This window comes from Planococcus faecalis (assembly GCF_002009235.1).
Classification (GTDB): domain Bacteria; phylum Bacillota; class Bacilli; order Bacillales_A; family Planococcaceae; genus Planococcus; species Planococcus kocurii.
The window spans coordinates 1,083,577-1,107,977 of record NZ_CP019401.1; the positions used below are offsets into that span (position 1 = coordinate 1,083,577).

Below are 24,401 nucleotides of genomic sequence, written 5' to 3' on the forward strand. Positions count from 1 at the left end.
CTCCTTTTTAGTTATGGGCAAGAGTATGCCGTATTAGTCTTCTTCAGGTTTTGCTCTATAGGTACTAATATGAGAAACACCTGAGAAAATATTTGGACGCTGTGCACCACTATCCGGTTTCTCAGAATGAGCTTGTGCAAAAGCTTGAGACTCTTTCCATTTTTCATAAAAAACAGGAGATTCCCATTCAGTCAAAACGATATAAGTGTCTGAATCAAGCGGTCTTAAAACACGAAATGCAATGTATCCGGGCTCATTTTCAATAGCACTCGCACGATTTTTAAAACGGTGTTCAAAAATTGGACGACCTTCTTCAGTTACCGGTATATTGTTTAAAACGAAAAATCCTTTCTCAGTTAAGTCACCTGTCCCATCGACGACTTCATAACGCCGAGGTGTTTGGAAAATAGTTTTTCCCTTTGTTTCGTGCATCATCATTGTCGTATTTTCGCCCTGCATGACGACCATTGTCTGTTGTGGGTGTTTGTCACGCATTTTTTTCATGTAATCGTATGTTCCAGTTGTCATGTAAAAGTTCATTAATACCCCTCCTAATAAATATAAATACTACTATATCTACTTCCCTTTAGGAAACTTCCTGAAACAGGAATGGCAATCAAGTGAAAAGAGAAGCGTCGAATTTATGACAAATGCGTTTGGAATCTATACAATATAGTACGGAACGTCTATAGTATAGACGGATATAGGTAGACAAAAGTAGAGTAGCACATCGAAGGGATGAAACATTCATGACATTTAATGATACTTATCTTCGCGCAGCACGTGGAGAAAAAACAGATCACGTACCCGTTTGGTATATGAGACAAGCTGGACGTTCACAGCCAGAGTACCGCAAAATCAAAGAAAAATACTCATTAGAGGAAATTACGCATCAACCAGAATTGTGTGCATATGTTACCAAGCTTCCAGTGGATCAGTATAATAACGATGCGGCCATTCTGTATAAAGACATTGTGACCCCACTGCCGGCAATTGGAGTGGACGTAAAAATCAAGTCAGGAATCGGTCCGGTTATCGATAACCCAATCCGTACGATGGCAGATATCGAACGCTTAGGAGACATTAATCCTGAACAAGATGTCGATTATGTACTTGAAACAATTCGTATCCTAACACAAGAACAATTAAACGTGCCATTGATTGGGTTTTCAGGCGCACCTTTTACATTGGCGAGTTATATGATTGAAGGCGGTCCTTCGAAGAGCTACAACAAAACAAAAGCAATGATGGTTTCTGAGCCTGCTATGTGGTTTGCCTTGATGGACAAACTAGCCGACACAATCATTCCTTACGTAAAAGCACAAGTAAAAGCAGGAGCTAAAGCGATCCAAATTTTCGACTCGTGGGTTGGTGCCTTGAACGTTGAAGATTACCGTATTTTCATCAAACCGGTAATGGATCGTATTTTCGCAGAATTGCGTACAGAAAATGTACCATTAACCATCTTTGGAGTAGGCGCAAGTCATTTAGCTAAAGAATGGCACGAACTTCCTGTCGACGTCGTTGGACTGGATTGGCGTTTGCCGATTTCAGAAGCGCGTTCAATGGGCTTGACAAAAGCGTTGCAAGGCAACTTTGACCCAGCTTATTTATTGGCAGATTGGTCAGTAATCGAAGAGCGGGCGAAAAAGATTTTAGATATGGGTATGCAAAATGATGGGTATATCTTTAACTTAGGTCACGGAGTATTCCCAGAGGTGAATCCAGATACCTTGAAACGCTTAACATCATTTGTTCACGAATACAGTGCTGCACATAAAAATAACTGGAAGTAAAACAAAATTCATAATGAGGTGACTAGGTTGAAAAAGAAAATGGGATTATTAGTAATGGCATATGGAACACCTTACTCAGAAGATGATATTGAACGCTACTATACACATATCCGCCGTGGCCGTAAGCCGAGCGAAGAAAGTTTAGAAGACTTGAAGAGTCGTTACAAAGCAATTGGTGGTATTTCGCCACTTGCTAAAATTACACTAGAACAAGCGAATGGCCTATGCGATCGTTTAAATGACGTTCAAGATGACATTGAATTCAAAATGTATTTAGGTCTTAAGCACATTGAGCCATTTGTAGAAGATGGTGTTGAAGAAATGAAAAAAGACGGCATTACAGAAGCAATCTCAATCGTCTTGGCACCCCATTTTTCAACGTTCTCAGTAAAATCATATAATGGCCGTGCAGCAGAAGCAGCTGAAAAAGCAGGCATCTCGTTGACTTCTGTTGAAAGTTGGTACAAAGAACCAAAATTCATCCAATATTGGACGGAAAAAGTAAGTGAAACGTTTGATGGAATGTCAGAAGAAGAACGAGCAAATGCTTGTTTAATCGTATCTGCACACTCATTGCCAGAAAAAATTATTGCAAACGGCGATCCATACCCAGACCAATTAAAAGAAACAGCCCAAATGATTCAGCAAGCAACGGGCGTTAAAAATGTAGAAATTGGCTGGCAAAGTGCCGGACAAACAGGCGAACCTTGGATTGGACCAGATGTTCAAGACTTAACTCGTGATCTTTTCGAGGAAAAAGGGTATACATCATTTGTTTATACACCCGTTGGCTTTGTAACAGATCATTTAGAAGTTCTTTTCGATAACGATTATGAATGTAAAGTAGTATGCGATGACATTGGTGCAAATTATTATCGTCCAGAAATGCCGAACGTTCAGCCTTTATTTATTGATGGGTTAACAGATGTTGTATTGCGCAAACTAGCAGAAAAATAACTTAGATAAAAGTGAGGATTAAACGTGACTGTAGAAACGCATAAAGTAGTCGTTGTAGGCGGTGGCATAACTGGACTGTCAGCGGCATACTATTTACAAAAGCAAGCAATTGAGCAAGGTTTGGAAATCGAAATCACTTTGATTGAAGCGGCCCACCGTCTTGGCGGGAAAATCCAGACTTTGCAAAAGGATGGTTTTGTAATTGAGCGTGGTCCGGATTCTTTTGTCTCACGAAAAAATAGTATTCAACAGCTGGCTCGAGAATTAGGGATAGAAAATCAATTGGTCCAAAGTGCTCCTGGTAAAACCCATGTAGTGGTTGAGAATCGACTTTATCCGATTCCAACAGAATCGGTTATGGGCATACCTACCAATTTCGCTTCGTTTTTCACTTCAGGTACTAGCTCTTGGTTTGGCAAGATTCGTACTTTGGGAGATTTTGTCTTGCCTGCATCAACTATACTTGACGATCAGCCACTGGGGAGATTTTTAAGACGTAGATTTGGTAACGAATTGGTTGAAAATTTAATTGAGCCCTTATTTTCAGGTGTTTTTGCTGGGGACATTGACCGATTGAGTTTAAAAGCAACATTTCCTGAATTACTGGCAATTAAGCAACAACATCGTAGCTTGATTCATGGCTTAAAGAAAAAGAAAGTATCAGATTATCGTGCTTTTGATACCGAAAAAGAAGGTTTGTTCCAAACGTTCGAAGGTGGTCTTGAAACACTTGTGCAGGCGCTGGAAAAAGAGTTAGAGAAGTGCACGATTTTAAAAGGCATCAAAGTTGAAAAAATAGAGCAGCAACGGCGTGAAATAGAGCTTACGTTAAACAATGAGACATCGATAACCGTGGATGGCGTAATATTCGCGTTGCCACATGCGAAATTAATGCCAATCTTTGAGCCTTTAGGATTGTTACATGGATTAAAAGATATGCCTTCTTCGTCTATCGCGACAGTGTCTATTGTTTTACCAGAAAGTGTCCGAGCGAAAAAAAGTGATTGTACCGGTTTTGTTGTAGCGCGAAATAGTGATTTTACGATCACTGCTTGTTCAGCAGCCCATTTGAAATGGCCGAGCCTAACACCGTCTGGAAAAGCTGTTTATCGGTCATTTATTGGCCGTGTCGGGGATGAGGCTGTTGTAGAACTATCAGATGGTGAAATTGTTAAAGCTGTTTTAGAAGATCTGCAAAAATTGTTGGATATTCAACTAATCCCTGAATTCACAGTGGTTTCCCGTTGGAAAGAAGCGATGCCACAATATTTGGTTGGTCATGATGAACGCGTAGCTTTAGCAAAGAAAGAGTTGCAATATGCTTTTCCACAAGTGCAGGTTGCAGGGGGATCTTTTGAAGGGTTCGGCTTGCCAGCTTGCGTTGACCAAGGAAAAGCAGCTGCCACTCAACTACTAAAACTGTTTTCTGCTGAAACATCTACTACGGAGGGAAATACAAAATGAAAAAAATATTTTGGCTAGGTATCCCCTTTCTTTTACTTGCTGCCTGCGGAACAGAAGAAGCTGATTCTCCTGGTGCCGGACCTCAAATTGAAGAAGTGAAAGTTGCATTTAATACCGATACACAAGCTGACCCGGCTAAAGAAGTTCTTTTGTCTGTTACTGTGACACAGGGCGATAAAGCTGTGGAAGATGCTGATGAAGTTGTCTATGAAGTGTGGCAGTCTGGAGATCGCAGCAATAGCGAAATGATTCCAGCTGAACATACGGAAGAGGGCATTTACGAAGCACAAACAAGCTTTGAAGAAGAGGGACTGTATTTTATGCAGGCACATACGACTGCGCGTTCGCTGCATGTCATGCCAAAACAAGAAATTACGGTAGGTAATCCAGATCCAGCATCTATTGTTTCGGATGATAGTGATGATACACAAGGCATGGATAAGATGGAAGATCATTCAGGCCATTGATATAAAATGACAAAGATACTGCCCAGGCGGTGTCTTTTTTGTTGTGTATGGTCAATAAGAGAGAGTTAAAGAAATCGATTTTAACGTTTTGGAAATTGCTTCGGAGTAGGTTCTCGCGATAAGTTGAGAAAATGCCAGTCTTGTCACTCGATCGACTCCTTTAACGCGATTTCGCTGCATAGTGATAGATAAGGTAGCTTAGGTTTTAGAATTGCTCGGCAGCGATTACGCCCGTAAAACTACCACATGTTGTAGTACAGCATTGAATTATCGGATCCTTTATATCGATTAATACAAAAAACGAAGCAACGCTAAAGAGCGTTGCTTCGTTTCTTCTAAGTATGCTTGTTGATCTTATAAATCGTTGCACGAGTCACATTTAGTACCATAACATTCATGCTGCTCTTCCATTTTTTCTCCACAAGACGCGCACTGTTTCGGGGGCAAGTTCTTGAAAAATTCGACTACGTTTTCAATCATAACTTCCAGCTCCTTTTTGTTATAGTACTGTTGGTGTTTAAGTTAGTGTATTATAACAGTTTGGGTTCGTCAACCCAAAATAGTGAATTTATTTAAATAATCCGTTAAACTAGAAAGAGCAACGTAGCCAAAAGGAGAGAGAATATGTATTTTGTAGATAATAAAGGCATTACAGACCCGCGAATTAACTTGGCAATCGAAGAATATCTATTAAAAACAATGGATGTTGAGAAAGATCCATTTCTTCTATTTTATATTAATGAACCATCTATCATTATTGGCAAGAATCAAAACACAGCTGAAGAGATTAATACGGATTATGTAGATTCTAATGGCATTCATGTCGTTCGCCGCTTATCAGGTGGTGGCGCAGTTTATCACGACTTAGGAAATTTGAATTACAGCTTTATTACAGTTGATGACGGCAACAGCTTCCGTAATTTCCGTAAATTTACTGAACCTGTTGTAAAAGCATTGCAAAGTCTTGGCGTTAACGCAGAGCTTTCTGGACGCAATGATTTAATGGCAGAAGGTCGGAAAGTATCGGGTAATGCACAATTTTCAACTAGAGGACGTATGTTCAGCCACGGTACATTGATGTTTGATACACAGATTGATGAAGTCGTATCTGCGCTGAAAGTTAGTAAAGAAAAAATCGAATCAAAAGGCATCAAGTCGATTCGGAGTCGCGTCGCGAACATTTCTGAGTTTTTGAAAGAGCCGATGACTGTGACAGAATTCCGTCATGCGATTTTACATTCAATTTTTGAAGGTGAAGAAAATGTACGTTATTATGAATTAACGGACGAAGATTGGAAGAATATTCATGAATTGTCGAAAGAGCGCTACGGCAATTGGGATTGGAATTACGGCAAGTCACCTAAGTTCAACATTAAGCACTCTCATCGTTTTCCAGTTGGTGGTATTGATGTCCGATTGCAAGTAGACAAGGGCATAGTTCAAGATATCAATATTTACGGAGACTTTTTCGGTGTTGGTGATGTATCGGAAATCGAACAGGCGATTGCTGGATCTAAATACGAGCGTGCCTCATTAGATGAAGCGATTTCAGGGATCGACATCCCCAAACTTCTGGGCGGCATCACCACAGATGAATTTTTAAAATTAATTTATTAAGAATTGCTGAGAGCCTGCTTTTATGCAGGCTCTTTTGTTAAAATGGAAAGAAAAAGGAAAGGGGGAATCAATGTGGCTGTTCAACGGGTTTTCATAGTAGAAGATGATTTGAAAATTGCGGAGTTATTGGCAGAGACTTTAAGGAAGTACCATTACCAAGTAGAGACCGCAAAAGATTTTGATCAAATCATCGAAGAATTCGAAGCTTTTGATCCCCATTTGATTTTACTGGATATTAACCTGCCTTCTTACGATGGCTATTATTGGTGCCGTCAGCTCAGGCAGCAAAGCACGTGTCCAATCCTCTTCATCTCAGCTCGCTCAGGTGAAATGGATCAAGTTTTCGCTTTGGAAAATGGTGGGGATGATTTCATTACGAAACCTTTCCATTATGAAATCGTCCTTGCAAAAATAAGGAGCCATTTGCGTAGAGCTTATGGAGAATACGCACCAAAACAAGAAGAACGCTCTGTCAAAGTGGGGCGCATCATACTGTATATGGAACGAATGGAGCTGCATGTAAAGGCTGAAGTTATTCCGCTGCAAAAAAAAGAGTGCACAATTATGGAACTCTTGTTATCTAATTATCCGAAAGTAGTATCACGTGAGCAATTGCTTGAGGAATTATGGGACGATCAGGCATTTGTGGATGAGAACACGCTAAATGTGAACATGACGAGAGTTCGTAAAAAACTAGCTGATTACAATGTGAAGTCTACGATTGAAACGGTTAGAGGGGCGGGATACCGTCTATTGCTTCACGAGGAGGAAGCATGATGTGGCGATTATTTTTGAAAGAACACGCAGCATTCATCGTCTTTCAAATTGTGCTGGTAGCTTTTATTATGTTGCTGTACTGGCTAGATGGTTTTCGTAATGTGGATACAGCTATTTATTCATTCGTCATTAGCACAGTTTTGGTCATTTCGTTTCTTTTGACACGCTTTGTTAAACGTTACCAATATTATCAACGTATTTTGGCCACTCCACAGAATATGGAACATATGCTTCAGCGTGAAGGGAAGTCACCTGAGCAAGTACAAAATGAAATCTACCTGCAAAAATTATATCGACTGTACCAGCATGAAGTGCAATCTTTATATGCTTCTCAAAACCGCCATTTGCAGTTTATGAACCAGTGGGTACATCAAATGAAAACTCCTTTATCGGTTATGCACCTCTTACTTCAAGAAGAGCAGGAACTTGATAAGAAAAGTGTTCATGAAGAAATGGACCGTTTAAAAGCAGGGCTGGACACAGTTTTGATGAATGCACGTTTAGATACATTTGAGCAAGATATGCAAATTGAAAAAATTAATTTACGGTCTTTAGTCAGTGAAGTAGTTACAGAAAATAAACGATTATTTATTTCAAAACGTGTATACCCCGAAATATCAATAGCAGAAGAGCACGTTGTAGCAACGGATCAAAAATGGATGAAATTTATCATGGGTCAATTTTTAACAAATGCGGTTAAGTACACATTTGAACCGAATAAAAAAGTACTAATTGCTGCTGAATGTTCGAACGGCAATACGCTCTTGACAGTTCGCGACGAAGGAATCGGTATTTCTTCTTCTGATTTACCACGTATAACTAAAGCGTTCTTCACTGGAGAAAATGGACGGAAAACTGGAGAATCCACAGGAATGGGCTTGTACTTGGCAAAAGAAATTTGCGGGAAGCTGGGTCATGAATTGTCGATTTCTTCTGTTCAAGGAGAAGGGACAACTGTATCTGTACGATTCTTCAACCAAGATTTTGCAACACAGGAGGAAAATGATGACAGTAGTGAAAATCGACGAAGTGACCAAGGTCTACGAGGGGAAAGTGACGCACCGGGCAGTGAACCAGTTGAGCTTCACAGTGGAAAAAGGTGAATTTCTGGCAGTAATGGGACCTTCAGGGAGCGGTAAAACAACGCTGCTAAACTTGATTTCAACAATTGACTCGTTAACTTCTGGAGAGATTTTAATCGACGGAACCAATCCACATTTGTTGAATAAAAATGAATTGGCGTTATTTCGTAGAAGACAACTAGGTTTTGTTTTTCAAGACTTTAACCTACTGCAGATGCTGACGGTTGAAGAAAATTTAGTTTTGCCGTTAACGCTTGATTATGTTCCGATTGATGAAATGGCACGTCGCGTGTTGCGAATTGCGAAACGTCTCGGATTGACATCAATCCTTCATAAAAAACCAAACGAAATTTCAGGTGGAGAAGCGCAAAGAACAGCTATTGGACGTGCGCTTATCCATCAGCCAGCACTTATTTTGGCAGATGAACCGACGGGAAATTTAGATTCTAGATCTTCACGTGACGTACTTGAAATTTTATCGAATGTTGCTAAAGACAATAACACGACAATCATTATGGTAACGCATGATCCGATTGCAGCAAGTTATTGTGATCGTGTGCTGTTTATCAAAGATGGTGAGTTCTTCAATGAAATTTATGGAGATGAACGACGCCAGACATTTTACCAGCGAATTTTAAATGTTTTGTCGTTGTTGGGAGGATCCGTTAATGACCTTTCGGCAACTCGCTTACCATAACGTTGTCCGTAACCGAAGAAATTACGCAGCGTTCTTTTTAGCTAGCGTCTTTTCTGTCATGGTGTTTTTTGTCTGCTCGATGTTTATTTTTCATCCGATATTTGACAAGGATGGATTGCAACTGCTTGCTATACGAGGCATGATGATTGCAGAAATAGTGTTGTATATTTTTACGTTATTTTTCTTGTTTTATTCGATGAGCGCTTTTTTACAGGCACGTTCAAAGGAATTCGGCGTGTTGATGCATTTAGGAATGTCGAAAAAGCAACTGAATAAGTTAATTTTTTTTGAAATGCTCATTATTGGAACAATTTCAACTGTAACTGGAATCGTTTTCGGTTTTGCGTTTTCTAAATTCTTTTTTATGATCGGCCGAGAGATTATGGAATTAGATGCGTTGCCCCTCTATGTTTCATGGGAGCCCTTTTTGCTGACGATTGCGGCATTCGCTAGTCTGTTTGTCATTATATCCTTTGTCAGCGTCGGGTTTATTCGGACGAAGCGAATCGTCGATTTGTTGCAAGGCTTTTGGAAGGTCGAGGAAGAGTCGAAATCTTCTACTGTGCTAGCGATTATGGGTATTGTCTTTTTAGCTTCTGCCTATACATTTGCGGCAAATGTATCAGATCAAACAGTGTACCAAATGGTTTTTATCGTTCCGCCACTTGCGACTTTCGGTACGTATCTCTTTTTCACGCATACACTTCATTTTTCCCTGCAACTATACAAACGAAAAAAGATTGTATATTGGAAAAAAACGCGCTTAGTGTCGTTGGCCGAGGCTTCAGTTAAATTAAAAGACAGTGCTCAAATGTTTTTTATTGTCACTATCGTTTCGACGGTAGCTTTTTTGACAGTCGGAACTTTGGCGTCTTTTATGTCTTATACAGGAGATTTCCGTGAATCAAATCCATTAGGCCTTGTTTATATTTCATTTGACGACAATGAGTTGGAAGAAGAGCATATCGACAGACTAGCGAGCCAATTAAGAGATGAGCAATTATCCTACGATATGGTAGAATTGACGGTCAAACGTCAAACCTCAGCGGCTACTGGAAACGACGTCGATATTTTAGCGCTGTCCGAATTTAATCGCTTAGCAACAGCGCTTGATTTTGAACCAGCCCAATTGCAGCAAGGAGAAGGGCTATTTGTACCATTTTCATTAGATTCTTTAAAAGAGTTGCAAAGTGCTAGCGTCGATACCGTATTGCTCGAAAGTGATGTGCCTTTATCGCTTCGTTCAACGTATCCGCATGTTGTGTTTCCAATTCATACATTAAACATCAATACGATTGTTGTTAGTGACGCCGATTATCGAGCCATCGATCAACCGCTACTAGGCTACGAAGCTGGAAAATCAGATTTCTCTTACTATGCCTTTGATGTATTAAACTGGACAGAAACAATGAATATCGGCAATCGGTTAACGGCGACAGTTGATGAGGCAGTGGAAACTGCCAATTTTAGTGACGTTAATTTTTTCTTTGAAAATCCTGGCGCCGATTATCGGTGGTTTAAATCTTCTTTTGCCTTGTTGTTGTTTATCGGAGTTATGGTAGCAGCTGTCTTTTTGTTGGCAGCGGGGAGCTTTATCTACTTTAAATTGTATACAGGTCTTGAACGGGATCGTAAGCAATATAAATTGCTAACTCGTCTAGGAATGACTGACAAAGAGCTAGGGAAAATTGTGAACCGGCAACTTATTCCTCAATTCTTTTTGCCGTGGTTACTTGCTTTACTTCACAGTGCATTTGCGTTCATTTCGTTGCAAGTTGTATGGGATGAATTTGCTGAGTTGTCGATTCTTGGTGAAATGTCCATTGTGCTTGGCGGATTTACAGTGGCGCAAATTTTATACTTTTTCTTGATTCGTTGGCGCTATGTCGCTCACTTACAGGCACCGTAATTTTACGGTGCCTGTTGTATTGTCTGAAGATTTATTTTATAATAAAAATAGATTTAAATATGAATGAGTATTCATTCAACGCGAAAGAGGGATGAAGATGAATTTAATGACACGTGTTCATGAAATTTCACAACAGGATTCTGCAAAAGTCGCTTATAGCTTTATGGGGAAAGATACAAGCTATGGTGAATTTGATCAAACAGTTGCTGTTTTTGCTAATTCTTTACAAAGTTTAGGCGTAAAAAAAGGCGATCATGTTGCACTTCTTTTAAGCAATACGCCACATTTTTTAATTGCACTATACGCCACAATGCGCTTGGGAGCTACAAGTGTCCCCATCAATCCTATTTATAGCCCGGATGAAATCGCTTACATAGTCAATGATAGTGATGCAAAAGTAGTAGTAGCATTAGACGCCTTACTTCCGCTCATAGAAAAAGCACATCAAGCACTGCCTTTTGTAGAATCGTATATTATTTGTGAAACAGATCCATCGACACAAGAGAAAATAATGAAATTGCCTGAAGCTGTTCAAAAAAAGGTGTATTCATTTACAAATCTGTTGGCTCGTTCAACAGCAACTAATACTTTTGCAGAAGTTGCAGAAGATGATAATGCCGTCATTTTATACACATCGGGTACCACTGGAAAGCCAAAAGGCGCACTACTGACACATCAGAATTTATATTCAAACGCACGTGATGTTGGAGCATATTTGCAAATTGGTGGAAATGATCGGGTAGTAGCAACTTTGCCAGTTTTCCATGTATTTGCATTAACAGTAGTAGTTAACGCACCATTATTACAAGGTGCGACAATTGTTTTGATTCCACGCTTTCATCCAAAAGAAGTGTTTGATGCGATTAAAACACACAAAGCAAGCGTTTTTGCTGGCGTACCAACTATGTTTAACTTTATGAACCAATTGCCAGACATTGACCCAGCGGATTTTGCGTCTGTTCGTCTTGCGGTGTCAGGAGGTTCCGCAATGCCGGTTGCTTTGTTGCATAGTTTCGAAGACAAATTCAATGTGCGTATTTCAGAAGGCTATGGCTTATCTGAAGCATCACCAGTTACGTGCTTTAACCCGATTGATCGTGAGCGTAAAGCGGGCTCAATTGGTACTTCCATTATCAATGTAGAAAACAAAGTGGTTAACGAATTAGGTGAAGAAGTAGCAACAAACGAAGTGGGTGAATTGATTGTTCGTGGACCGAACGTCATGAAAGGTTATTACAAAATGCCTGAAGAAACAGCTTCAGCAATTCGTGATGGCTGGCTTTATACGGGTGATTTAGCACGTGTTGATGAAGAAGGGTACTTCTATATTGTAGACCGCAAAAAAGATATGATTATCGTCGGCGGTTACAACGTTTATCCACGAGAAGTGGAAGAAGTGCTTTTTGCTCATCCTGCAATCTTAGAAGCCGCAGTTGTCGGTTTGCCGGATCCAGACTTCGGTGAAGAAGTTAATGCTTATGTAGTATTAAAGGATCCAGCGGTTTCTATAGAAGATCTTAAAGCTTATTGCACAGAGCATTTAGCAAAATACAAAGTACCAAGACAGTTTGAAGTTCTTAAAGAGTTGCCGAAGAATACAACTGGGAAAATTTTACGGCGATCGCTAAAAGACCAAGCGATGCAGAAATAAGGCAGTGCCAGATTAAGTATAAGAAAGAGGTTCCGAGATTGAATCGGAGCCTTTTTTATATGGCTATCACATACCTTATATTCTTTCTGCATCGTCGTTTGTGGTAGACTTTGATTGGTAAAACTGGTAGTTTTCATTGGCAAGCAATAAACGCGTAAAGGAGTATAAAAAGTGGTGAAAAAAGTAGTAGAAAGTAGCGATTTAACGAAATTGATTTCAGTGACAGATCCTCAAATTTCACCGGATGGAAAAAGAGTAGTTTTCGTCCGTACGCAAATAGACGAAAAGGAAAATACGTACACAACGCATCTGTATCATATCGACTTAAAAACGGGGCAACAAAGTCAGTGGACAAATGGCGCAGGAAGAGTTCTTTCCCCGCGGTGGTCAACTGATGGAACAGCTGTCGCTTTTTTATTCGATCGAGGAAAAGAAAAGCAATTGTTTGTATTATCAATCGCTGATGGAAAAATGAACAGGTTGACCCGTTTTGAGAATGGGGTAGATCGATTCGAATGGGCACCTTGCGGAACAAAAATTTGGATTAATGCCGCAGTGAAAAAAGAAGATACGCAGTCACAAAGCTACAGTCAAATTGGCTTAGTAGATCATAAATCGAAAAGTGTGGAATTTGTGACACAAGGAAATTTCAATCATCATTTAAAAGCCGTTTCGCATGACGGTGAAAAAATAGTCTTTGGCTTGGCCGGCAATCTACAAAAAAATCCTCATCAGCCTCTCTATTTGTACGATACTAAAACAGCGCAACAAACCATGCTGACAGAAGAGCAAGGATATTTTAATGGTGCCGCTTTTTCACATGACGATTCAAAAATCGCTTATGCCGGTAGCATGCGTTATTACGGAGATGCAACCCATACTGAACTTTATATCGCAGACTTACTAACAAATACTCGCTTTTGTTTGACGGAAGGGATGGATGCACCTATTGGTGATTACGCAATTAGTGATTACAAGAAGGCAGTTGCACCTGCCGTTGTCTGGACAAAAGACGATCATTTGTATTTCCAAGTATCGACGATGGGGGATGTGCGCTTGTACTTTGCGTCGCTTGATGGAATGATTTTCCCAGCTTCACCTGACATGGAACATGTGTATGATTACAATGTTTCACGAGACGGCGTCTATGCAGTTTTAGCCAGTAGCAATCCGATTCAACCGGGAGAGCTTCATCGTTTGACGATTACGACCGGTGAATATCAGGCGTTGACCTCGTTTAACCAAAAGTTTATGGAAGATACGGAGTTGGTCCAAGCACAAACTACCTTTACAACAGGTTCAATTGATGGGGTTCATGGCTGGCTAATAAAACCTGCTAGTTTTGAGGAAGGTCAGAACTATCCCTTAATCATTAAAGTTCATGACACCCCTCTTGAGATGTTTGCCAATACCTTTTCTCTGGAGTTGCAACTTTATGCAGCGAGCGGTTTCGGCATTTTCTACGTCAATCCAAGCGGCAGTCAAGGATATAGCCAGGAATTTGCGACTGCAAGCCGGGACTTTACTTATAAAGACCTTCTGAGCGCGATCACGGATACTATGGAATCGGCTGACTGGATTGATGTTAGTCGCATAGCTGTGCTGGGTGAAGAAGTCGCAGAGCAAGTAACTCTGAAGTTGGAAAGCATGAATATCGCAACAACATTCGTTCATTTTCCAGATTTATCACGTACTGACACTCCAAACCGCCGGATTGCTCGTTTAGAACAAATTGTGAATTGGCTAGCAGATAACGTGTGAAAATTAAAAACGGAGCAGCTATTTTTAGCCGCTCCGTTTTTTTATCTACCTTTAAATATGGGTTTTCTTTTTTCGCCAAAAGCAGTTAGCGCTTCAACTCGATCTTCTGTGGGGATAGTGATTTCATAGGCTTTGCGTTCGATGTGCAGGCCTGTTTGTAAATCCGTATTCATGCCATTCTTGATGGCGAATTTTGCCTGTTGAAGAGCAATTGGACCATTGGCAAGAATCGCATCAGCAAAAGCCGCTGTCACGTCGGCAAGCTCATCACGTGCTGCTACACGTGTTACTAATCCATATGCCAGTGCTTCAGTTGATTTTAGACGACGAGCAGTCAAAATCAGTTCTAGTGCTTTGGCTTCTCCAATTAAGCGAGGTAAACGTTGCGTCCCCCCAGCTCCTGGAATAATGCCGAGACTGGTTTCAGTCAGACCAAGCAATGTATCGTCTGCAGCAATGCGGAAATCGCAGGCAAGTGCCAATTCCATTCCGCCTCCAAAGGCAAAACCATTCATCATCGCGATGGTAGGCTGCGGCAAATTCTCAATTGTTGAGAACACTTCACCAATTTTAAAGATATTGCGTTTAACATGCTGTTCCGTTAAGTTTTTACGTTCTTTCAAATCTGCTCCCACACTAAAAGCCTTTTCTCCAGCGCCGGTAAATACCACTACACGGATATCTGGGTTGATGCGGATTGCTTCTACGACCTGTCCAAGTTCAAGAAGCATGTCATAGTTAAAGGCATTCATTGAATCGGGCCGATTTAAGGTAATAAAAGCTAAATTGTTTTGCTGTTCATAATGAATTGTGTCCATTTCCATCCCCCTTGTATCATGCCATCCATTAAAAACATATCACTTTTTGGACTATTTCGCCATCAGACTCTATAATGAAAAATATGGGAGGGACTGCATTTATGAATAAAATTACGTTTATCCGTATCTTCCGGATTGTTTGGCTAGCAGTTAAAATCTTTTTGCAAGTGACGTTTTTCCAAAAGCGAAATCGTGGAAAATGGACTCCGCTAGTTGAAAAAAGATGGAATGAAATGATCACCAAACAAGCAAAAGAATACAAAAATCTCGCCTTAAAACTAGGTGGGCTAATGATTAAGTTAGGTCAGTTCCTGTCGACACGAGCAGATATTATGCCGCCCTCATTTCTTGCGGAACTAGAAGGATTAACAGATCGTGTGCCATCTGTTTCAAGAAATAGCATCGTTTCGGTGTTAGAGCAAGAGTGGAATACCGTTCACACCGATTATTTAGATAACTTATCTGATTCGGCTGTCGCTTCAGCTTCTATTGGTGAAGTGTATAAAGCGGTATTGAAAAATGGTGTAGAGGTTGCTGTGAAAGTTCAGCGGCCGGGAACAGATCGTATTTTACGCGCAGACTTTAAGGCCATTCGCATAGTCATTTGGTTGGCTGAAAAATTTACGCCGTTCACAAAACAAATTGATTTTAACTTATTGTATATAGAAATGACTGAAACCATTGGCGCAGAGTTGAACTTCTTGGGAGAGCTTCAAAATGGTCGCGCTTTTGCCGATCGCTTTGACGCAATGGAAGGCGTTCGCATTCCGTTGTATTTCGATGAATACACGACACGTCGTGTATTAGTTATGGAATGGATTGAAGGAGCACGTATTACAGATTTAGCATTTATTGAAAAGAATGAGTTAGATCGTCATGAAATTTCAGAGCGCTTGTTTATTTTGTTTTTAGAACAAGTTTTATACGGTGGACAATTTCACGCAGACCCTCATGGAGGAAACATCTTATTAGAACCGGATGGTGGCATTGTCTTAATTGATTTTGGGATGATTGGCAATATAACACCAAAAGATTCTCAAGCAGTGTTACGTGCAGCAGAAGGAATTATTTTTAAAAATTATGATCAAGTATTAGATGCACTAGAAGATTTGCGTTTCTTATTGCCGCAGGCGGATCGCGCCATTTTAGGAGATGCCATTTCACGGCTAGTCGCAGCTTATGAATCGAACGAACTGTCACAGATGGATAGTTTTGTTGTTGAGCGGATTCTTACTGACATGCAAGAAATCGTTCGAACCCAACCGGTTCAATTGCCGGCAGAATTTGCTTTTTTTGGTCGTGCTGTTTCTATTTTTGTTGGCGTCTTGCACGTATTAGATCCAAAAGTAGATTTATTAGCACTTGCCCGTCCTCGAATATTGGAGTGGGCAGCTTCGCAGAAGGAAGGCAAAGGAATCTTCGGAAAAGAAGATATTCTACGCTGGGTATTGAATGCAACGGGGCCACTGCGAATCTTTCCGCAAAAAGTCATTAATTACCTGGAAGAGCCTGAACGTCTCCGCCGTTACATTGAAAATCGAGATGGCCGAGAGCGTGAGTACCGTCGTGATCTACAATCAAGAATGTTTGCTGGAATTTTCACCATCATTTCTTTCGTTGGAATTTCAGTGTCAGTCTGGTTTTGGAACGAACCGTACATGTGGGTCTCATCCGTATTTTTCGTAGGATCGCTGTGGGCTTACCGATCGATTAAATAAGAAAAGAAAAAACGCGCTCCAAGCGGCGTTCTTTGCCGCACAACAAGGTGATTTACATTCCGAAGAGTTAAGCCAGAGTCTAGATTCCACAAAAAAAGAGTTGCCGACCCAAGTCAGACATTTTGACTTGGGTCGGCAACTTTTTTTTGTATAAATAAGGACTGGTGGTAACATGAGTATTTCTGGAGCTAGTGGGTGGAGCAATAAAGCTTGTGTAGTAAAAAGCGAGGGAAGCAGAGCTCCTTACGCAATCATACTCGATAAATCAAGAAAGTTGTACATCATTATTGAAGAGACTCTTTTCCAGTAGAATTTTTACAGCCTCAAAACTAATCGAGTGGCTGCTGTTTGCGGGACAGAAATGTTCGTTTTGTTACGTAAGCCATCGGTTGGTTATGGACACGCTGCGCCTTCTTAAAATAGCGGCGGAGAGAACCGGCAAACGAATGCTGATTTCGCAAAGCGATAGGCGATACATCCAAACAAACGGTTTCACTATTGCTTAAATAAACAATGCTGCCTTTTCCGCTGCTGTCACTTTCTATCAAATCGATTGCATCGTAATTAAACCACACACATTCTTTGTTTTTTGGAGAGTGAGTCGGAAAGAAAATGAGCGGATTGCCATAATACTCGCCAATAATAACCGGGGGCTTATGCTTTACGCCAACTGCTTTTTGAGCGTAGAGTGTAGCACTTTCTAAAGAAGCGCGATAAAACCGACAAGATGTTGTAACTGTTTTGTAAACAGCTTCTTCAACGACAAGCTCGCTGCGATTTTCAATGACACGCGTCCACGTTCGATGACCATCTGGATAAGGTAAAAGAGCATAGGTGTTCGTACAAATAGTATATGATGACGGCCGATGATTCTTTTTACTCATGAAGAAAAACCCCCTAAATTTACTTTACATACCTTATTATAATAAAAAATGGAAATTCTGCAATATGCATTAGATTGAAAATAAAATTTTTTCTATTTAATCATAATTTTCAAATAAATATTGATTTATTCTATTCGTGTCATGTATACTAATGAAAAGCATTCGGGGTGAAGTAGAATGGAAAACTATTATTCTTATGCTGATTTCATGAAGGCAATGGCTCAAACAAAAAAAATTACGGAAGCGGAAAAGCTGCTGAATGATATTTACTTGGATTTGTTCTTAAAGCATGTTCACCGCTCCCAGCAAGAAGAACAGCTGATGACACTCATCGATGAAGCCTTGGACAATCATGATCAAAAAGCGTTCACCAGATATACTGCACAATTGCAAACTTTAAATTACGAAGAAACTGAATAAATAGCTGCCTAAGAATGGCCGTAAAAAGGGGATTTAGAGCTAATCTAATTCCTCTTTTTTCTGTGTCTAATAAAAAGTAAATTCGGTTATTTTTTGAGTATCTTCACATAAAAAACATACGTTCGCTTTTTGTTAGGGGTTTTTTAGGGCATATGTTAAAGTAGAAGTATTGAAAGAATGGGAGGACGCCTTGCTATGAAACAGGAATTTAATCTTCAAGCCCCTTACGAACCCGCTGGCGATCAGCCTCAGGCTATTGCTGAACTGACACAAGGCATCATTAGTGGCAAACGCTGCCAGACCTTATTAGGTGCCACTGGTACAGGGAAAACCTACACGATGTCAAACGTCATCCAGCAAGTTAAAAAACCAACATTAGTTATGGCCCACAATAAAACATTGGCAGGCCAGCTTTATAGCGAATTCAAGGAATTTTTCCCCGATAATGCAGTTGAGTATTTTGTTAGTTATTATGACTATTATCAGCCAGAAGCTTATGTGCCTCAATCAGATACATTTATCGAAAAGGATGCAAGTATAAATGATGAAATTGATAAATTACGCCATTCTGCCACGAGTTCGTTATTTGAACGGGATGATGTTATCGTTATTGCGTCCGTTTCATGCATCTATGGTCTTGGTTCGCCAAAAGAGTACAGAGAACTCGTGGTTTCCCTTCGAAAAGGAATGGAAATTGAACGCAATCAGCTATTGAGAAAGTTAGTTGACGTTCAATATGAGCGCAATGATATTAATTTTATTCGTGGAACATTCCGTGTTCGTGGAGACGTAGTGGAGATTTTCCCAGCATCCCGCGACGAAAGATGTTTACGCGTTGAATTTTTTGGCGATGAAATTGATCGAATTCGCGAAGTCGATGCGTTAACAGGTGAAATTATCGGTGAACGTGACCATGTAGCAATTTTTCCAGCATCTCACTTTGTTACACGCGAAGATAAGATGGTTAAAGCAATTGAAAATATTGAAATAGAATTAGAGGAACGTTTAAAAGAAATGCGTGCAGAAGACAAATTACTAGAAGCGCAAAGACTTGAGCAACGAACGCGCTACGATTTGGAAATGATGCGAGAGATGGGTTTTTGTTCGGGTATTGAAAACTACTCCCGTCATTTAACTCTGCGTCCTGCGGGGGCTCAACCGTATACGTTAATTGATTATTTTCCAGAAGATTTTCTACTAGTAGTGGATGAAAGTCACGTAACCTTACCGCAAGTAAGAGGCATGTTCAATGGTGACCAAGCACGTAAAAAAGTACTAGTTGATCATGGTTTCCGCTTGCCTTCTGCTATGGATAATCGACCGTTAACTTTTGATGAATTTGAAAAGCATATTAGCCAAGCGGTCTTTGTATCCGCAACACCAGGTCCTTACGAATTGGAACATACCCCAGAAATGGTTGAACAAATCATTCGTCCGACAGGTCTATTAGATCCAACAATTGAGATTCGTCCAATTGAAGGCCAAATAGATGACTTGATGGATGAAATCCGCAAACGTGCGGAAGTCAATGAGCGTGTACTAGTAACGACGTTGACAAAGAAAATGTCGGAAGATTTAACAGCTTACCTAAAAGATGCCGGTATCAAAGTGAATTATTTGCACTCGGAGATTAAAACACTTGAACGTATTGAAATTATTCGAGAGTTGCGGATGGGCGTTTACGATGTATTGGTGGGCATTAACTTGCTACGTGAAGGATTGGATATTCCAGAAGTTTCACTAGTCACCATTTTAGATGCTGATAAAGAAGGGTTCTTGCGTTCTGAACGGGCATTGATTCAAACGATGGGCCGGGCAGCTAGAAATTCAAATGGTCGTGTCATTATGTATGCAGACAGAATAACAGATTCCATGCAAAGAGCGATGGATGAGACGACGCGACGTCGGACCATTCAAGCTGAATACAATGAAGAACATGGCGTAACGCCGATTACGATACAGAAGAAAATCCGTGACGTCATTCGTGCGACCAATGCAGCAGAAGAGTCAGAGGAATACATCTCTAAAGCAGTATCAGGCAAAAAACTCAAAAAAGAAGAGCGCGTAAAGCTGATCAGTTTGCTAGAGACAGAAATGAAAGAGGCGGCAAAAGCACTCGATTTCGAACGTGCCGCAGAACTGCGTGATACAGTTCTTGAATTGAAAGCGGAAGGATGATGCAAGTTGAGAAATCAGGAAATACGTATACAAGGCGCGCGTGCAAATAATCTAAAAAACATTGATGTGGTAATTCCACGTGACAAGCTTGTGGTTATGACTGGACTGTCAGGATCCGGTAAATCTTCGCTTGCATTTGATACGATTTATGCGGAAGGACAGCGGCGATATGTTGAATCGTTGTCTGCTTATGCACGCCAGTTTTTAGGACAAATGGATAAGCCTGACGTTGATTTAATTGAAGGATTGTCACCGGCTATTTCGATTGATCAAAAGACCACGAGTAAAAATCCGCGTTCTACAGTAGCGACAGTTACGGAAATCTATGATTACATGCGGCTCATGTATGCACGGATTGGTAAGCCGATTTGTCCAAATCATGGTATAGAAATTTCTTCTCAAACCATTGAACAAATGGTAGATCGCATCGTGGAATACCCGGAACGTACCAAAATGCAAATTTTAGCTCCAATTGTTTCTGGTCGAAAAGGAACTCACGTCAAGTTACTTGAGGACATTAAAAAGCAAGGGTATGTCCGGGTGCGCGTGGACGGGGAACTAATTGATCTCGATGACGACATTGCATTAGATAAAAATAAAAAGCATAACATTGAAGTTGTTATTGATCGCATCATCATTAAAGAGGGCATTGCGCCACGTCTAAGTGATTCTTTAGAATCAGCCCTTCGGCTAGCAGAAGGCCGTGTTTTAGTAGATGTGATGGAGCAAGAAGAATTGCTGTTTAGTGAGCATCATGCCTGCCCGATTTGTGGATTTTCTATTGGTGAGCTTGAACCGAGAATGTTTTCGTTTAACTCACCTTTTGGTGCATGTCCAGAATGCGACGGTTTAGGGATAAAGCTAGAAGTTGATCCTGAATTGGTCATTCCAGATTGGACTGCCACGTTGAACAAAGGAGCAATTGTTCCTTGGCAACCAACCAGTTCGCAATATTATCCGCAACTTCTAAAAGCGGTTTGTCAGCATTATAAAATTGATATGGACATTCCAGTAAGTGAATTGCCAGAAGAGCATATTAACATTATTTTACGCGGTTCTGGAAACGATAAAATTCGTTTCCGTTATGAAAATGACTATGGTCAAATTCGAGACAATCACATTAATTTTGAAGGTGTCCTTTCCAATGTGGACCGTCGTTATCGTGAGACATCTTCAGATTATATCCGTGACCAAATGGAAAAATACATGGGTCAGCAAAGTTGCACAGTTTGTGAAGGCTATCGTCTAAAGCCTGAATCGCTGTCAGTGAAAGTAAATGGTCTTCATATCGGAACCGTCGCTGAATTTTCGATTGTCGAAGCCAATCAGTTTTTCGATCAGCTCGTATTGTCAGAAAAAGATATGCAAATTGCCAAACTGATTTTACGGGAAATTCAAGAACGCATTGGTTTTTTGATCAATGTTGGACTGGATTACTTAACGTTAAGTCGTGCATCGGGAACTTTATCCGGAGGAGAGGCGCAGCGAATCCGCCTAGCAACTCAAATCGGATCAAGACTTACCGGTGTACTTTATATACTCGATGAACCGTCCATAGGTCTTCATCAACGAGATAATGATCGATTGATTGAGACTTTGAAAAGTATGCGAGATATTGGCAATACCTTAATTGTCGTAGAGCACGACGAAGATACGATGTTAGCTGCTGATTATTTGATTGATGTTGGACCGGGAGCAGGAGCGCATGGTGGAGAAATTATTGCTGCAGGAACACCTGAAAAAGTAATGAAAAATAAAAAATCATTAACGGGTCAATACTTAAGCGGCAAGAAATTTATTCCCGTGCCTGCTGAGCGAAGAGTACCAAGCGACCGGAAAATCTCAATCCGCGGTGCGAATCAAAACAACTTGAAAAAAGTAGATGTCGATATTCCACTCGGTTTATTTACAGCAGTGACCGGGGTTTCAGGATCAGGTAAAAGTACGCTCATTAACGAAATTCTGTACAAAACATTGGCTCATAGATTGAATCGTGCGAAAGCCAAACCAGGACATTTTGATCTAATTGAAGGAACTGAAGAATTGGAAAAAGTTATCGATATTGACCAGTCCCCAATTGGTCGGACGCCACGTTCAAACCCAGCAACCTACACAGGTGTTTTCGATGATATCCGTGATGTTTACGCCACAACGAACGAAGCAAAAGTTCGTGGCTACAAAAAAGGCCGGTTTAGTTTCAACGTCAAGGGCGGTCGCTGTGAAGCTTGCCGTGGAGATGGTATTATAAAAATAGAAATGCATTTCTTACCGGATGTCTATGTGCCGTGCGAAATTTGCCATGGTAAACGTTACAACCGGGAAACATTGGAAGTGAAGTATAAAAACAAAAGCATTGCGGATGTTCTTGCGATGACAGTGGAAGATGGCTACGCATTTTTTGAAAACATTCCAAAGATCAATCGCAAGCTAAAGACGATTGTCGATGTAGGGTTGGGATATATTAAGCTTGGCCAACCTGCGACTACCTTATCCGGCGGAGAAGCGCAGCGCGTTAAGTTAGCATCTGAGCTTCACAAACGTTCAAATGGTAAGTCCTTTTACATTCTGGACGAACCGACTACAGGTCTGCATGCAGATGATATTTCTCGGTTATTGGTCGTTCTGCAGCGGCTTGTAGAAAATGGCGATACAGTACTGACTATTGAACATAATTTAGATGTCATTAAGACGGCGGATTATATTATTGATTTAGGTCCCGAAGGTGGAGATAAAGGCGGCATGATCTTAGCTACAGGTACTCCCGAGGAAATCGCCGCTGTTGAAAATTCTTATACCGGAAAGTACTTGAAACCAGTACTGGAGCGCGACCGGGCACGTATGGATGCAGTCGTCAAAGGTGCAAGTCGCAAGAAAAAAACAGTTAAATGAAACTTTTTCTGCTAGTAAACGTATCAACATAGAAGAAGAAGAACCATCTGTTTGTAAGGGTAAGGATTTACTTATCGGCATTCAGACAAAGAGGAGGCCGCAATACATGCAAAGTGAAAAAGAACGCATTTTGGATATGGTTGAGAATGGTACGATTTCAGCACGTGAAGCAGTTGAGTTGCTGCGGGCAATTGATGGTAGTAGTTCATCGTCGAACGAGTCAAATTATGGCCGTAGCAACCAAAGAGACAAACCTAGCAAACGTGGATTTTTTAGACCAGAAGATATTGTTAAAAAAGTATCCAAAGATTTTTCAAAGAACGTTTCCAAAAACGTTTCCAAAAATGTGTCACGAGACTTTAATGATTTGGGTACACGAATGATGGACTTTATGCAGTCGTCTGTTGGCAAGTTAAAAACGATGGAATTTGACTCGCCATTCGGGGAAGCAGTTCAGTTTACTCATACATTTACAGAAAATATGACAGACTTGAACACCATCGTTGCGGATATCGCAAATGGTCAGCTGGAAATTTTCCCATCTCAAGACGGCTTGCTACGTGCAGAATGCAACGTTAAAGCATATCGTTCAGAGTCAGCAACACAAGCGAAAGAAGATTTTCTTGATAAGTTTGTTTTTATTGCCGACGATCAAAAGTTACGTGTCATCAGTGATTTGAAAACAACGCAAGTAAATGTGATCCTGTATGTTCCAGAAGCTTCCTATCAACATATTACAGCTCGCTTATTCAATGGTGGATTCACAATGAAACGCATGAATGCTGCATTGATAAAAGTGAAAACAGCAAATGGTAAAGTGGATTTGAAAAATGTAGAGTTTGATGATGCTGAACTAGAAACGGCTAATGGTGCTATTCATGTTCAGGAAGCAAAAGGGAAAGTAGTGGAAGCAGAGACGTTAAATGGCCGCATTTATATTGATGGCGATATTCAAACAATCGTTACTAAATCATTAAACGGCAATATTGTCGCTACAACAAGATGCAAAGAAGCTCGCAAACTTGAAACGAAAACGTTGGCAGGCAATGTAGAAATTTATATTCCAGCTCATTTGCCGTTAAAAGGTGAAGTTTCGTCAAACTTGGGCAAAATAGATGTCTTACTATCGGATATCGATTCTACGCACGAACAAGGACAATTCATGCAAAAATCGATACGTTTTTCAAAGCAAGGAACTGAACCAGCTGCAGCTCCGTTATTAGTCTATGGAGAAACCAAAACAGGTTCTGTCTTGCTACGCTATTTAACAATCGACTAAATAATAGATAAAACAAAAAGCCGACACAGATTTCCTG

At 40.5% G+C, this 24,401-nt stretch carries 20 protein-coding genes; 16 read left to right on the top strand and 4 right to left on the bottom strand.

What is annotated here, in order from left to right:
* Nucleotides 1-33: 33 nt before the first annotated feature.
* Nucleotides 34-540, bottom strand: a complete 507-nt coding sequence (locus tag AJGP001_RS05340) for an antibiotic biosynthesis monooxygenase family protein (protein ID WP_071153668.1) — start codon at nucleotides 538-540, stop codon at nucleotides 34-36.
* A 209-nt stretch (nucleotides 541-749) separates the two neighbouring features.
* On the opposite strand from AJGP001_RS05340, the gene hemE reads away from it, so the two are divergent.
* Genes hemE through AJGP001_RS05360 form a run of 4 tightly spaced genes read left to right on the top strand, consistent with a single transcriptional unit; the run spans nucleotide 750 to nucleotide 4,684 of the window.
* Nucleotides 750-1,796: a uroporphyrinogen decarboxylase gene (gene hemE / locus AJGP001_RS05345; RefSeq protein ID WP_058385940.1), complete on the top strand. Its 1,047-nt coding sequence runs from the start codon at nucleotides 750-752 to the stop codon at nucleotides 1,794-1,796.
* 39 nt (nucleotides 1,797-1,835) lie between these two features.
* Nucleotides 1,836-2,753, top strand: a complete 918-nt coding sequence (hemH, locus tag AJGP001_RS05350) for a ferrochelatase (RefSeq protein ID WP_071153692.1) — start codon at nucleotides 1,836-1,838, stop codon at nucleotides 2,751-2,753.
* Nucleotides 2,754-2,777: 24 nt separating this feature from the next.
* Nucleotides 2,778-4,217: a protoporphyrinogen oxidase gene (hemY, locus tag AJGP001_RS05355; RefSeq protein ID WP_078080230.1), complete on the top strand. Its 1,440-nt coding sequence runs from the start codon at nucleotides 2,778-2,780 to the stop codon at nucleotides 4,215-4,217.
* Nucleotides 4,214-4,684, top strand: coding sequence for a FixH family protein (locus AJGP001_RS05360; protein ID WP_078080231.1), 471 nt, complete (start codon nucleotides 4,214-4,216; stop codon nucleotides 4,682-4,684). The genes hemY and AJGP001_RS05360 overlap by 4 nt, the downstream gene beginning before the upstream one ends.
* A 354-nt stretch (nucleotides 4,685-5,038) precedes the next feature.
* Here AJGP001_RS05360 and yhfH read toward each other — a convergent pair whose 3' ends face one another.
* Nucleotides 5,039-5,164, bottom strand: coding sequence for a protein YhfH (yhfH, locus tag AJGP001_RS05365; RefSeq protein ID WP_071153669.1), 126 nt, complete (start codon nucleotides 5,162-5,164; stop codon nucleotides 5,039-5,041).
* Between the two features lie 144 nt (nucleotides 5,165-5,308).
* Between yhfH and lplA the strand changes: the two genes are divergently transcribed.
* The 7 genes from lplA to AJGP001_RS05400 all read left to right on the top strand — a co-directional run bounded on the left by lplA (nucleotide 5,309) and on the right by AJGP001_RS05400 (nucleotide 14,178).
* Nucleotides 5,309-6,301: a lipoate--protein ligase gene (gene lplA / locus AJGP001_RS05370; protein WP_071153670.1), complete on the top strand. Its 993-nt coding sequence runs from the start codon at nucleotides 5,309-5,311 to the stop codon at nucleotides 6,299-6,301.
* 42 nt (nucleotides 6,302-6,343) lie between these two features.
* A complete protein-coding gene (locus AJGP001_RS05375; RefSeq protein ID WP_425439672.1) occupies nucleotides 6,344-7,078 on the top strand; it encodes a response regulator transcription factor in 735 nt (244 codons plus the stop codon).
* A complete protein-coding gene (locus AJGP001_RS05380; protein ID WP_071153672.1) occupies nucleotides 7,078-8,181 on the top strand; it encodes a sensor histidine kinase in 1,104 nt (367 codons plus the stop codon). The genes AJGP001_RS05375 and AJGP001_RS05380 overlap by 1 nt, the downstream gene beginning before the upstream one ends.
* Nucleotides 8,084-8,857 carry an ABC transporter ATP-binding protein gene (locus AJGP001_RS05385; RefSeq protein ID WP_071153673.1) on the top strand — a complete coding sequence of 258 codons (774 nt, stop codon included), beginning with the start codon at nucleotides 8,084-8,086 and terminating at the stop codon, nucleotides 8,855-8,857. Before AJGP001_RS05380 ends, AJGP001_RS05385 begins: the two co-directional genes overlap by 98 nt.
* Nucleotides 8,829-10,766 (top strand): ABC transporter permease, encoded by a 1,938-nt coding sequence (locus tag AJGP001_RS05390; RefSeq protein WP_071153674.1) that lies wholly within the window; start codon nucleotides 8,829-8,831, stop codon nucleotides 10,764-10,766. The genes AJGP001_RS05385 and AJGP001_RS05390 overlap by 29 nt, the downstream gene beginning before the upstream one ends.
* Nucleotides 10,767-10,863: 97 nt before the next feature.
* Nucleotides 10,864-12,417 carry a fatty acid--CoA ligase family protein gene (locus tag AJGP001_RS05395; protein WP_071153675.1) on the top strand — a complete coding sequence of 518 codons (1,554 nt, stop codon included), beginning with the start codon at nucleotides 10,864-10,866 and terminating at the stop codon, nucleotides 12,415-12,417.
* Nucleotides 12,418-12,588: 171 nt separating this feature from the next.
* Nucleotides 12,589-14,178, top strand: a complete 1,590-nt coding sequence (locus AJGP001_RS05400; protein ID WP_071153676.1) for a S9 family peptidase — start codon at nucleotides 12,589-12,591, stop codon at nucleotides 14,176-14,178.
* A 41-nt stretch (nucleotides 14,179-14,219) separates the two neighbouring features.
* On the opposite strand, the gene AJGP001_RS05405 is transcribed toward AJGP001_RS05400, so the two are convergent.
* Nucleotides 14,220-14,996 carry an enoyl-CoA hydratase-related protein gene (locus tag AJGP001_RS05405; protein WP_071153677.1) on the bottom strand — a complete coding sequence of 259 codons (777 nt, stop codon included), beginning with the start codon at nucleotides 14,994-14,996 and terminating at the stop codon, nucleotides 14,220-14,222.
* A 101-nt stretch (nucleotides 14,997-15,097) separates the two neighbouring features.
* Between AJGP001_RS05405 and AJGP001_RS05410 the strand changes: the two genes are divergently transcribed.
* Entirely contained in the window at nucleotides 15,098-16,714 is a 1,617-nt protein-coding gene (locus AJGP001_RS05410) for an ABC1 kinase family protein (protein WP_058385929.1), read from the top strand.
* A 329-nt stretch (nucleotides 16,715-17,043) separates the two neighbouring features.
* On the opposite strand, the gene AJGP001_RS05415 is transcribed toward AJGP001_RS05410, so the two are convergent.
* The gene (locus AJGP001_RS05415; RefSeq protein WP_058385928.1) at nucleotides 17,044-17,598 is read right to left on the bottom strand and encodes a competence protein ComK; all 555 of its coding nucleotides are present in this window, start codon (nucleotides 17,596-17,598) and stop codon (nucleotides 17,044-17,046) included.
* Between the two features lie 177 nt (nucleotides 17,599-17,775).
* On the opposite strand from AJGP001_RS05415, the gene AJGP001_RS05420 reads away from it, so the two are divergent.
* The 4 genes from AJGP001_RS05420 (at nucleotide 17,776) to AJGP001_RS05435 (ending at nucleotide 24,364) form a co-directional block, all read left to right on the top strand.
* Nucleotides 17,776-18,018, top strand: coding sequence for an IDEAL domain-containing protein (locus tag AJGP001_RS05420; RefSeq protein WP_058385927.1), 243 nt, complete (start codon nucleotides 17,776-17,778; stop codon nucleotides 18,016-18,018).
* Nucleotides 18,019-18,213: 195 nt separating this feature from the next.
* The gene (gene uvrB / locus AJGP001_RS05425) at nucleotides 18,214-20,196 is read left to right on the top strand and encodes an excinuclease ABC subunit UvrB (protein ID WP_071153693.1); all 1,983 of its coding nucleotides are present in this window, start codon (nucleotides 18,214-18,216) and stop codon (nucleotides 20,194-20,196) included.
* 6 nt (nucleotides 20,197-20,202) lie between these two features.
* A complete protein-coding gene (gene uvrA, locus AJGP001_RS05430) occupies nucleotides 20,203-23,085 on the top strand; it encodes an excinuclease ABC subunit UvrA (RefSeq protein WP_058385925.1) in 2,883 nt (960 codons plus the stop codon).
* 106 nt (nucleotides 23,086-23,191) lie between these two features.
* Entirely contained in the window at nucleotides 23,192-24,364 is a 1,173-nt protein-coding gene (locus tag AJGP001_RS05435) for a DUF4097 family beta strand repeat-containing protein (protein WP_058385924.1), read from the top strand.
* The last annotated feature ends 37 nt before the right edge of the window (nucleotides 24,365-24,401 follow it).

What these genes read in the sequence shown, in the direction of transcription:
- hemH (WP_071153692.1), top strand. Translation starts at nt 1,836, where the DNA reads ATGGGATTATTAGTAATGGCATATGGAACACCTTACTCAGAAGATGAT.
- AJGP001_RS05410 (WP_058385929.1), top strand. Translation starts at nt 15,098, where the DNA reads ATGAATAAAATTACGTTTATCCGTATCTTCCGGATTGTTTGGCTAGCA.
- AJGP001_RS05420 (WP_058385927.1), top strand. Translation starts at nt 17,776, where the DNA reads ATGGAAAACTATTATTCTTATGCTGATTTCATGAAGGCAATGGCTCAA.
- AJGP001_RS05380 (WP_071153672.1), top strand. Translation starts at nt 7,078, where the DNA reads ATGTGGCGATTATTTTTGAAAGAACACGCAGCATTCATCGTCTTTCAA.
- uvrB (WP_071153693.1), top strand. Translation starts at nt 18,214, where the DNA reads ATGAAACAGGAATTTAATCTTCAAGCCCCTTACGAACCCGCTGGCGAT.
- hemE (WP_058385940.1), top strand. Translation starts at nt 750, where the DNA reads ATGACATTTAATGATACTTATCTTCGCGCAGCACGTGGAGAAAAAACA.
- AJGP001_RS05375 (WP_425439672.1), top strand. Translation starts at nt 6,344, where the DNA reads ATGGAAAGAAAAAGGAAAGGGGGAATCAATGTGGCTGTTCAACGGGTT.
- yhfH (WP_071153669.1), bottom strand. Translation starts at nt 5,164, where the DNA reads ATGATTGAAAACGTAGTCGAATTTTTCAAGAACTTGCCCCCGAAACAG.
- lplA (WP_071153670.1), top strand. Translation starts at nt 5,309, where the DNA reads ATGTATTTTGTAGATAATAAAGGCATTACAGACCCGCGAATTAACTTG.
- AJGP001_RS05435 (WP_058385924.1), top strand. Translation starts at nt 23,192, where the DNA reads ATGCAAAGTGAAAAAGAACGCATTTTGGATATGGTTGAGAATGGTACG.
- AJGP001_RS05405 (WP_071153677.1), bottom strand. Translation starts at nt 14,996, where the DNA reads ATGGACACAATTCATTATGAACAGCAAAACAATTTAGCTTTTATTACC.
- AJGP001_RS05385 (WP_071153673.1), top strand. Translation starts at nt 8,084, where the DNA reads ATGACAGTAGTGAAAATCGACGAAGTGACCAAGGTCTACGAGGGGAAA.
- AJGP001_RS05340 (WP_071153668.1), bottom strand. Translation starts at nt 540, where the DNA reads ATGAACTTTTACATGACAACTGGAACATACGATTACATGAAAAAAATG.
- AJGP001_RS05360 (WP_078080231.1), top strand. Translation starts at nt 4,214, where the DNA reads ATGAAAAAAATATTTTGGCTAGGTATCCCCTTTCTTTTACTTGCTGCC.
- AJGP001_RS05415 (WP_058385928.1), bottom strand. Translation starts at nt 17,598, where the DNA reads ATGAGTAAAAAGAATCATCGGCCGTCATCATATACTATTTGTACGAAC.
- AJGP001_RS05395 (WP_071153675.1), top strand. Translation starts at nt 10,864, where the DNA reads ATGAATTTAATGACACGTGTTCATGAAATTTCACAACAGGATTCTGCA.
- AJGP001_RS05390 (WP_071153674.1), top strand. Translation starts at nt 8,829, where the DNA reads ATGACCTTTCGGCAACTCGCTTACCATAACGTTGTCCGTAACCGAAGA.